The organism is Vibrio sp. T20 (assembly GCF_007858795.1).
Lineage (GTDB): Bacteria > Pseudomonadota > Gammaproteobacteria > Enterobacterales > Vibrionaceae > Vibrio > Vibrio satsumensis.
In genome coordinates, this window is record NZ_VFEB01000080.1 from 212120 (window position 1) to 219574 (window position 7455).

The following is a 7455-nucleotide window of genomic DNA, read 5'->3' on the forward strand; positions in this document are numbered from 1 at the left end:
GCGTTTTCAAATTGCAATAGGTTAACGTTTAGCATAGTTAATTAGGAATCATACACATGGACGCTCAGAAATATCTGCCGATAAAAAGGCATACCACATTATTAACTCGACTCCCTGAGACTCGTTTCGCTTCTCAACTCGCTAAATCCAAAGCCAATTGGATTGTGTTCGGTGAGTATCTATCTCCACAATCATTCGATGACATCGACTTCTTCACTAGCACTTACAACACCATCCTCGATACGTGGAAGGTAGGGCATTATGAAGTGGCTCTGATGTCAGGCAATCTAACACCAGCACACGAAGAAATCCTCCAAGCGTTAAAGCTTGATTATGCTTGCCTTAGCGAGGTCCCAGACTTATCTAAGCCAGGTTTGATCGTAATGGATATGGATTCTACAGCGATTCAAATTGAATGCATCGATGAGATTGCCAAGCTGGCTGGAGTGGGAGAGTTAGTCTCTGAAATCACAGAACGAGCAATGCAAGGCGAGCTCGATTTTGAACAGAGCCTACGCCAACGAGTAGGAGCACTCAAAGGTGCGGATGAGTCGATATTAGAGCAAGTGCGTCAGTCATTGCCATTCATGCCAGATTTGGTCGGGCTGGTGAATACTTTGAATAAGCTTGGCTGGAAAACAGCGATTGCATCAGGCGGTTTTACTTACTTCTCTGATTACCTGAAAGATATCCTTGATCTTGACCATGCTCAGTCAAACACGCTTGAGATTGTCAATGGTAAGTTGACGGGTGAAGTCTTAGGAGATGTTGTTTCGGCGCAGACCAAAGCGGATATCTTGGTAGAGTTAGCTGAAGAATACGAATTGGAACTGCACAATACCGTTGCCGTTGGTGATGGTGCTAATGACTTGGTTATGATGGGTTCTGCAGGTTTAGGTATTGCCTATCACGCGAAACCGAAAGTAGAGCAACAAGCTCAAACCGCTGTGCGTTATGCAGGTTTAGGCGGGGTACTGTGCATCTTGTCGGGTGTATTGGCTAAGCAGCAGAAGATCAGTTGGCAAGCGAAACCTTAGGGGGCCTATCTAAGTGCTATTGGCTATGTATCTTATTGGCAATAGTGACTCAGAAAAAAAGCAGGTGATGAGCCTGCTTTTTCTATTTTCAAACCCAGTAAATTGATGCTGACCTAACGAGTCAGCTCCAATCGAATTAACACTTCATCAGTAATATCTTCTATCTCGCCATAACCGATAAATGCAGTAACTTCATTCTCTAGCTTCTTAGCTTGATGCATGCTGATGCGTGAAAGCTCTTCTAAATCCGACTGGAATAAACTCGTCAACGGATTAAAGATAGGTGCAGTCGTGACTCGTAATACATACACGTCACCTAAATGCTGCGCTTTCTTAATGAATAAGATGCGTTCCTTTGCTGAGGCGAAGTCTTTGACCAACTTGGTGTGTACCGATTGGATCTTGTCGCCAAACTTTACCGCGGCAATGTATACGTCATGGTGTTTCGGCTCTGCACCTTCAATTCTTTTCAGTGGCTCAGCTAACAGTGAATTAGAGTGCCCTTTGAAAATCGGCTCGAGTGAGAACTTTTGATTATGGCCAAGCTTAGCAAGTAACGTTAGATGCTTATTTAATGGAAAATTCACACCAATGATCTTACAGCGCAGCGTTGAACCTGGTTTATCAATGAATATTGGGTTGCTGACCATCTTGCTTAACAAAATGTTGTGCAGAGATTCGAGCAGCGAATGTGTTGGCAGTATCTCTTGCTTCTTAATCAGCTTGCTTTGATTCTGATCGATAAGTCCATTAAGGAAAGCGATGGTACGCATCGTCTTGGCGTTCTCGGCAATAACCAGTTGCACGTTGCGGCCATTCGGGCTCACTCGAATCACCTGGTAAGGCACGGTGCTCAGTGGCAGGTTCTTGTCATAAAGCTGCAGTTCATTAAAGTTCACCAATACAGGATCATTAATCTTGAGGACCATTGGGTGTTCAAGGTTAATGCTCAGTCCACGCTTAGAGATATCTAAGGTGTGTCCGTTCGCCGCTGCGCCATCTTGTGATGTAAGCTGCAGCGGTGACTTAAATTGGTATCTCGGCTCTTTACGACGGGTCTGAGAGTCAAAGTAGATGCTTTGAATATTGCCGACGACAGTACGTGGGTGACGGAAGCGGTTTAATTCACTGCTTGGAATACGTGGCTTTTCACTCAGAAGATAGTCAGCTGCACTTTCGTGATCGCCGATCTCTTGCAAGATTCCGCAATGCGTCAGTTGAGCTGAGCTTTGGGCCAGCGTATCCGAGTGCCTAGCTAATGCTTGTCGCTCGGTGTCTGAAAGTTCGAAAACCGAGAACTTGAACGCTTTCCAACTTTTACGTTTACCACCGATGTGCCAGAACAGTTGTCTTTGTTCACGAGAGGCTTCAGGTAGCATCATTGAATAGAATAAGGTCTTGTTTTGGTGTTCATGGGTAAAAGAGTAGATAACGTTACTGGTTCCCTTCACTCCTGGCTTAGCCAGCAGGTTCATACGTTGCTCGTTGAACAGGGTGCCTAGCGCTTGTTGATTTCGCTCGTCGTGCCAGTATTGCCATAACGGATGGTTGTTATCTGTCAGTAGGGCAAGCTTTAATTCACTGCCGCTGAAGAACAGCGGAAGGTTACAAGTATGCTTTAGATAGGTGTGTTCGATTCCTCGCGTACGAGTTCGAATGATCCTATCTTGGTTCTCATGGCTGGTTTTTTTACTGGTGCTATTTAAAGACTCATCGAGTAAGCGAGCCACAACATTGTTGTCGCTTACCTTGATGGTTCTTAGAAATTTGACCGCGTTGTTCTCATAGGATTCGTCGATACCCAAAACACGAAATTCAACCGCTTGGTTAACATCATTTTCTTGGGACTTTTCGATAAGCTCTGTGAACTTAACGCTGATGATCTCGCCGAGGTTATATCTAAAGGTGCTCGGCACCTTGAACTTTGCACCTGACGGAGAGATATCAACCGTTACACCATGTAGGCTTTGCCCTTTCGATGTGGTGATCTCAACCTGCGAGCTAATCTTGAGTCTGTTCTCTTGGCGCTTTAAGTCGTAACCTAGGTTAATCGCTTCCGCTTCATACGGACTGTTGGCGCTAGTAATGTCGTGGTTACCTTGAGAAGATGTTTTAACTACGCTCATTGGCTGAGTTCGCGGAGTCATTACTAACTCCCATGCGCCTTCTGTGTAACCTTTAAACTTTTTAGTGCCACGTTGATACGCGTTTAAGGCGATATCATCGAGCCAGTGCTTACGGCCGTCTAACGTGAACTGACGACATTCATTATCAATGCGCCCACGTAAATCAATGCTCTTTGTACACGGAGCCATGATACGATTCAGTTCCATTTTAACCAGCAGTTTTAGAGACGGAGATTCGCCTTCTGTCATTTGAGAAAGAAGGAATTCGAAATCTTCGGCGTGGTAGGCCGGGATAAGACGCTCTGCTACAGATAGAATTTCAGATTGCTGCATACTTTTCTTGTTAGAATGGACGGTGCATTTATGTTATCGACTAGTTTAAATCGATCTTTAAGTATAAGTGGTATGACTGCAACGTTTATTTTCACCCGTACGGTCAAATAAGTCACAAATTGACAACATCATTGTGTAACTGAGTAAATTATTGAGGTTTTATGGCTAAGGCAAAGCGAGCTTATGTGTGTAATGACTGTGGTGCTGACTTTCCACGCTGGCAGGGGCAGTGCAACGCATGTGGTGCTTGGAACACGATTACAGAAGTTAGGTTAGCCGCTTCACCTCAGGTAGCGCGTAATGAACGATTGAGTGGTTATGCTGGTGGTGCAACCGAGTCATCAGTTCAAACGTTGTCGGAAATCGACTTACAAGAAGTGCCACGCTTTAGCAGTGGCTTCAAAGAACTCGACCGCGTACTCGGTGGCGGTGTTGTACCAGGCGCTGCAATCCTGATTGGTGGTAACCCAGGGGCTGGTAAATCAACCTTGTTGTTGCAAACCATGTGTCAGCTTTCTTCTCAATTGCCGACACTCTATGTCACAGGTGAAGAATCGTTGCAGCAGGTTGCGATGCGCGCTTCTCGACTTGGATTGCCAAAGGAGCACTTAAAAATGCTCTCTGAAACCAACGTTGATAAAATCTGTCAGGTTGCGGAAAAAGAACAGCCAAAGATCATGGTTATCGATTCAATCCAAGTTATGCATGTCGCGGATGTTCAATCTTCACCGGGCAGTGTCGCTCAGGTTCGTGAATCGGCAACTGCACTAACGCGCTACGCAAAACAAAATAATGTTGCTGTGTTCTTAGTGGGACACGTAACTAAAGACGGCACCTTAGCCGGGCCAAAAGTGCTTGAGCACATAATTGACTGCTCAGTTCTATTGGATGGCGGAACCGATAGCCGCTTTAGAACATTGCGCAGCCACAAAAACCGTTTTGGTGCGGTCAATGAACTCGGTGTGTTTGCTATGACAGGCCAAGGACTAAAAGAAGTCAGCAACCCATCAGCGATTTTCTTGTCTCGTGGTGAAGAAGAAACCTCGGGCAGTTCGGTTATGGTTGTGTGGGAAGGTACTCGTCCACTGCTTGTTGAAATCCAAGCACTTGTGGACTATTCCCAGCTGGCTAACCCGCGTCGTGTCGCTGTCGGCCTAGAACAAAACAGGCTTTCGTTGTTATTAGCGGTGCTGCATAAACACGGCGGCTTACAAATGGCTGATCAAGATGTGTTTGTGAATGTCGTCGGTGGTGTTAAAGTAACCGAAACCAGTGCTGATCTTGCGTTGGTGATGGCTCTACTTTCAAGTTTCAGAGACCGTGCATTACCAAAAGATGTAGTGGTTTTTGGCGAAGTGGGCCTAGCGGGTGAGATTCGACCGGTACCGAGTGGGCAAGAGCGCCTTAATGAGGCATTTAAACACGGCTTTAAGAAAGCGATCGTACCGGCAGCAAACATGCCTAAAGGAGGCATTCCTGGAATGCAGATCCACGGTGTGAAAAAATTATCGGAAGCAATTAATGCTTTTGATGAGTTGTAATTGAGCTCACTTCAGCTACTCTATACAGCAGAAATTCAGTCTAACTTGAGCGCTATGTACGCTTTAGGTTAGCACTAAACTTAACAGTCACTTAGATTGTTTCTATAGATTGCCTTTTTCTATATGTTAGAAAAAGGCAAAGTTTTTTAGTCCCAAATGCATGCAAAGCTATCAGTCTTCACAGATTGTGATATACTCTGCGCGCATTTTATATCCTATTAACAGAGTAAGACAATGGCAGATTTATCGAAATACAGAAACATTGGTATTTTCGCGCACGTTGATGCGGGTAAAACAACTACCACTGAGCGTATCCTTAAGCTAACTGGTCAAATCCACAAGACTGGTGAAGTACATGATGGCGAATCAACGACTGACTTCATGGAACAGGAAGCTGAGCGCGGTATTACTATCCAATCAGCAGCTGTAAGCTGTTTTTGGAACGATCACCGTCTAAACGTTATCGATACTCCTGGACACGTTGACTTCACAGTTGAAGTATACCGTTCTCTTAAAGTTCTTGATGGCGGTATCGGTGTATTCTGTGGTTCTGGTGGTGTTGAACCTCAATCAGAAACCAACTGGCGCTACGCTAACGAATCAGAAGTATCTCGTCTGATCTTCGTTAACAAACTAGACCGTATGGGTGCAGATTTCTACAACGTTGTTGACCAAGTTAAAAACGTTCTAGGTGCTACTCCTCTAGTTATGGTTCTACCAATTGGTCGTGAAGACGAATTCGTTGGTGTTGTAGACCTACTAAGCCGTAAAGCATACGTTTGGGATGACACTGGTCTTCCTGAAAACTACGAAATCACAGATGTTCCTGCGGACATGGTTGATGACGTTGAGCAATACCGTGAAGAGCTAATCGAAACTGCTGTAGAGCAAGACGATGACCTAATGGAAGCTTACATGGAAGGTGAAGAGCCTTCTATCGAAGACATCAAGCGTTGTATCCGTAAAGGTACTCGTGATATCGCATTCTTCCCTACGTTCTGTGGTTCTGCGTTCAAGAACAAAGGTATGCAACTTATCCTTGATGCTGTAGTAGATTACCTACCAGCACCAACTGAAGTTGATCCTCAACCTCTAATGGATGAGAACGGCGAAGAAACTGGCGAACACGCTATCGTTTCTACAGATGAAACTTTCAAAGCGCTTGCATTCAAAATCATGGATGACCGCTTCGGTGCTCTAACTTTCGTTCGTATTTACTCTGGTAAACTGAACAAAGGTGACACGATTCTTAACTCATTCACTGGCAAGACAGAACGTGTTGGCCGTATGGTTGAGATGCAAGCTGATGACCGTAACGAACTAACTAGCGCACAAGCTGGTGACATCATTGCGATCGTTGGTATGAAGAACGTGCAAACTGGTCACACTCTATGTGATCCTAAGCACCAAGTAACGCTTGAGCCAATGGTATTCCCAACTCCAGTAATCTCAATCGCTGTATCTCCAAAAGATAAAGGCGGTTCTGAGAAAATGGGTATCGCGATCGGTAAAATGGTTGCAGAAGATCCATCTTTCCAAGTTGAGACTGACGAAGAGACTGGCGAAACTATCCTGAAAGGTATGGGTGAGCTTCACCTAGACATCAAGGTAGATATCCTTAAGCGTACATACGGCGTTGACCTAACTGTAGGTGCTCCTCAAGTTGCTTACCGTGAAACTATCACTCAAGCAATTGAAGATAGCTACACGCACAAGAAGCAATCTGGTGGTTCTGGTCAATTCGGTAAGATCGATTACCGTATCAAACCAGGCGAAGCAGGTTCTGGCTTCAAGTTCAACTCTGTAGTTGTGGGCGGTAACGTTCCTAAAGAATTCTGGCCTGCAGTTGAGAAAGGCTTCGCATCTATGATGGAAAACGGCGTACTAGCTGGCTTCCCAACTCTAGACGTTGAAGTTGAACTGTTCGATGGTGGCTTCCACGCAGTCGATTCATCTGCTATCGCATTTGAAATCGCAGCGAAAGGTGCATTCCGTCAATCTATGCCTAAAGCTGGCGCGCAACTTCTTGAGCCTATCATGAACGTTGACGTGTTCACTCCAGACGATCACGTTGGTGATGTTATCGGTGACCTTAACCGTCGTCGTGGCATGATCAAAGATCAACAAGCTGGCGTTACTGGTGTTCGTATTAAAGCTGACGTACCTCTTTCTGAGATGTTCGGCTACATCGGTCACCTACGTACTATCACTTCTGGTCGTGGCCAATTCTCTATGGAATTCGCACAATACGCACCATGTCCAACTAACGTTGCTGACGAAGTGATTGCAAAAGTTAAAGCAGAAAAAGAAGCTGGTAAGTAATTAGCCTTTTTCTCAATTAGCTAAAAAAGCCCCGCAAGTGAAAGCTTGCGGGGCTTTTTATTGCTTGTAATATACTGCGTGAGATGCGTGAGATGC

At 45.1% G+C, this 7455-nt stretch carries 4 protein-coding genes; 3 read left to right on the forward strand and 1 reads right to left on the reverse strand.

What is annotated here, in order from left to right; genetic code table 11:
- Nucleotides 1–56 precede the first annotated feature (56 nt).
- Nucleotides 57–1037 (forward strand): phosphoserine phosphatase, encoded by a 981-nt coding sequence (gene serB / locus FTW16_RS08350; protein WP_146490668.1) that lies wholly within the window; start codon nucleotides 57–59, stop codon nucleotides 1035–1037.
- A 113-nt stretch (nucleotides 1038–1150) separates the two neighbouring features.
- Here serB and FTW16_RS08355 read toward each other — a convergent pair whose 3' ends face one another.
- Complete coding sequence (locus tag FTW16_RS08355; protein WP_146490669.1) at nucleotides 1151–3496, reverse strand: PilZ domain-containing protein; 2346 nt, start codon at nucleotides 3494–3496, stop codon at nucleotides 1151–1153.
- A 161-nt stretch (nucleotides 3497–3657) separates the two neighbouring features.
- Here FTW16_RS08355 and radA point away from each other — a divergent pair, with 161 nt between their 5' ends.
- Entirely contained in the window at nucleotides 3658–5037 is a 1380-nt protein-coding gene (radA, locus tag FTW16_RS08360) for a DNA repair protein RadA (RefSeq protein WP_017063288.1), read from the forward strand.
- 234 nt (nucleotides 5038–5271) lie between these two features.
- Entirely contained in the window at nucleotides 5272–7359 is a 2088-nt protein-coding gene (gene fusA / locus FTW16_RS08365; RefSeq protein ID WP_019819832.1) for an elongation factor G, read from the forward strand.
- Nucleotides 7360–7455: the final 96 nt, after the last annotated feature.